General features: G+C 46.7%; 4 protein-coding genes. All 4 read right to left on the reverse strand.

The features are described 5' to 3' along the window. Positions 1–19: 19 nt before the first annotated feature. Positions 20–892, reverse strand: a complete 873-nt coding sequence (locus tag MHN01_RS20435) for a helix-turn-helix transcriptional regulator (protein ID WP_239413101.1) — start codon at positions 890–892, stop codon at positions 20–22. A 147-nt stretch (positions 893–1,039) separates the two neighbouring features. Beyond that, positions 1,040–1,903, reverse strand: coding sequence for an AraC family transcriptional regulator (locus tag MHN01_RS20440; protein ID WP_239413103.1), 864 nt, complete (start codon positions 1,901–1,903; stop codon positions 1,040–1,042). A 77-nt stretch (positions 1,904–1,980) separates the two neighbouring features. Further along, on the reverse strand, positions 1,981–2,301 hold the full coding sequence (locus tag MHN01_RS20445) for a hypothetical protein (RefSeq protein ID WP_239413105.1): 321 nt from the start codon (positions 2,299–2,301) through the stop codon (positions 1,981–1,983). Continuing rightward, the coding region (locus MHN01_RS20450; protein WP_239413106.1) for a reductive dehalogenase at positions 2,302–3,575 on the reverse strand (1,274 nt) is incomplete at its 5' end.

A 3,575-nucleotide genomic window follows, 5' to 3' on the forward strand; every position in this document is an offset into this window, starting at 1 on the left:
TGGCAATTACCGCTAACAACTATGTCAGCTTACTGCGGTAGTGGACTCGATACTCGGACGGTGAACGGTTGGTATTTTTCCGAAACGCCCGGCAGAAGTAATTGCTGTCTTTAAATCCGCAATTATGGGCGACCTCTTTCACCTTCATATCGTATTTCTTAAGCAGGTACTTTGCCTTTTCCAGCCGGGCCTGAATGAGGTAATCCTGAAACTTTACCCCTCCCTTGCTATAGAACAACTGCGATAGGTAATTCGGGCAAATATAGAACTCTTTGGCAACGGATTCCCGAGTGATCGATTCTTGATAATGGTGATCAATATAATCCCGAATAGCCTCAAATACCGCATGCCCCTTTGATGGCGTCTCGGGCGGGTGCGTGAGTAGTTCCTGTGAATTGCTCAGCAAAGAATGGATTAACAGCTGCGCGGTCTGTTGCTCTTCCTGATGCCAGCACAGCTCTTCCAGTGCCCGCAGGATAAACGTACCGGTACGTGGGCCGCGACGAGGTATATGACGCTTTTGCGGTGCCTCAAACCCTTCGCCATTCCAGTGCAACAGGCTAAATCCTAGGCTCTGGCGACCGAACAGCAGACTCAGCGTGGTCACCGGCTCGGTGAAAGTCGGTTTGTTCCAGCAAAAATCGGGAAGATACAACACTTTCCCCGGCACCAGTTCAATGTCGATAGACTCGCCGTCCTGGGTCGCTATCTGCATCGGCAGACACCCTTCCAGCACCAGCTCGATCCGCGGAAAATCGACCTGATAGGCAAGCTCCGGCGGCGCTGGCTGGTTACCGCCAAACAACACCTGTTCAAACGGGCGCGCCTGCCCCACTAACTCACTGATAGCCTTCTCTATTGATAAGTTGTTATCCATAAGAATCTGAGCCAACTTCAGTCCATTAAATGACAGTATTATAAGTAATTATCGTACTTCGGCCCTGTTTCACATCACAGTAATGATGAGTTGAGTCGCTTCACATACGAAGTGATGGGTATATTAGTTTGGTCCGCTTAGAATAGGTTATCGGTTACTAAGTTAGTTATTCTCTGCAAAAAACTTAGACATATTACGAAACTCTGTTGGCGAAATATCGGTATGGCGACGGAAAAACTTAGCTAAATTAGTCGGCTCATTAAACCCCAGCATTAAGGCTATTTCAGAAATCGGGGTTGAGGTGTAGCCCAGCAAGCGCTTGGCTTCCAGCAGTAACCTGGCATCAACAACTTGTTTCGCTGTCATGCCTTTAACTTTCTTGCATATTGTATTCAGGCGCTTCGCTGTCATACGCAGCTGTTCGGTGTATTCGCTGACGTTGTGCTTTGTCATATAAAAGCGCTCCACCTCATCACTAAACAACTGAAAGTCCAACATTTCTTTGCTCTTTGATATTTTTTGAAGGCTAAAGTTGGTTCTAAAAAAGGTTTTAAACAGAATGTTTTGCAACAGATTTCTTTGAATATGCCCGGAAACAATATCGACAGAACGACGAAATTCATCATAAAGCGCATCAAAATCGTTACCGACAACGTCTAGCACTTCCGTCATCACATCAACATTTCTTATCGCTTTGGTCATCGCATAGTTCGCATCAAGATTATCGATAGGAAAAACTTGCGAATCTTCAAAAGTGACGACATAACCGCTCCATTGAAACTTGGAGTCAAAGTAATGCACTTGATGGGGACTCAGAACAAACAGGGTACCGGGGCGGCAGTGGTACATTTTGTTATCAATATAATGAAAACCACTCCCCTCTGTAACGAGCATTAGTGCATAAAAGTCAACCCGGTGAGGAGTAGAGAGCTCTTCCACCCCTCTTTTTTTAATGAGATTTTTTATCGAATCAGCAGTGATCCCTTGCACATAATTTTCGTTATCAAAAGGTACTGTATTAATCATCTTATGTTTTCTATGTCTAACCTTGCTCACAAAATAAGAGGGCAGAATGCCCTCTATCACTATTAGTATTGATATGCTTATTGCTGAGTCAATTTCTCTCTATCACTTAGCACCAGTAGTATTTTTAGCAAGACTGCACCACCGACGATGATTGCAGTACCGACAAATCCTAAGAAGTACCAGCCAGCATTCCCCTCATTCTCAGCCAGCAGGGTAAACGCACCAGCAATAGTCAGAATGAATGAGAACCACCAGCCGCCTGCCAACGACCACTTCCATCCGTTCATGCGAAGTTGATAATCTTCAGCCCATACTTTGGCACTCTTGAAAATAAAAACTTGCAGTGCACCTAATATCATCCAAAATAGCGGATCTAATACTGTTGATTGCGGAAACATTTAGAATCCCTCCCAGTTGCCATCATATTCCCAATCTTTCTTAATATCGGTAAAGAACTCTTCAGAGCGTAACCACTCTGGTGGTTGGTGGTAGTTCGCTAACCTGCCGCCATTATGGGGTGCCGCATAGGCTTCTGCATCAGGATAATAGAAGAAGTTATGCTGCATAGCGAGTAGCGCCTTACGGGTCATACCGGTTGGATCACGCGGATCAGCCTCTTTAACCAAGGCATGGATCCAGTTATTTCTTCGAGTATAAGGGCAGACTGAAATACATACCCGACAGCCCTGCTGACCATTTGACGGAAGTGATGACCACAAACGGAAACAGCTATCTTGGTTAAACTCAAACACCTTATAACCGCGAACAACAATGTCCGGTTTATCCGCCATACTGATTGAGCCACTAGGGCAAGAGGTTGCGCAGATCTTACATTCCTCACAAAAGTCACGAATACCGATATCAATGGGCTTGTCGTATTCAAACTCAAGGTCTGTGACTACGCAGGCCAAGCGTATATTGGGTCCAACCTCTGGCGTGATCAAGCAACCATTACGCGCCGCTTCACCCAGCCCCGCTTTAACCGCAAGGGGTGGCAGCGTCATTTCATAATCACCGCCCGGAACCATCGCCCGGCCAGCCCAACCTAAACGGTTCAGGAAGACTTCTAATTTACCAGACGCAAACCGGACCGTACTGTACGCTTCATAAGACGTGCCATAAGCCGGTGCCGCGTACATAGCATCCCAGCTCATTGGCACACCAAGAATAATCACTGACTTCCAGTGCTCTGGGATCTTATCTCCCCAGTTCTCACCATCATCCGGCGTGCCACGCATGATGTTCTTGAACACAAAGTCCGGATCCATCTGGGTGATCCCAACAAAACTACAACCCATCTGGTGAGCGACTTTCTTAATCAGTTTTGTGGCATGAGCCGGGGTCTTGAAGTTGCGTTTTTTAACAACAGGTAGCGCCTTTTCCTCTTCACCAGCGCGTGTTGATCCGAAATTTAGGCTGGCTTTAGCTTCGGGGTCGCCATACATAGGATCATAGATGCTCTTAAAGTCAGCCACCTCTGGCGCACCTTCTGGCGGTAATGGCCAGTTTACCGCTACCCCGTTCTCACCGTACATGGACGCATGGTTAGCATGATCATAGGCATGAGCGATGACATACCGGTCGATATACTTATGCTGCATTTTCACCGAAAGGCTTCGCTGCTTAAGCGCTTCCATCATTTCAGGCCAGCGCTTCGGCCATTGACGGTAAT

It is taken from the genome of Photobacterium sp. OFAV2-7, assembly GCF_022347985.1.
Lineage (GTDB): Bacteria > Pseudomonadota > Gammaproteobacteria > Enterobacterales > Vibrionaceae > Photobacterium.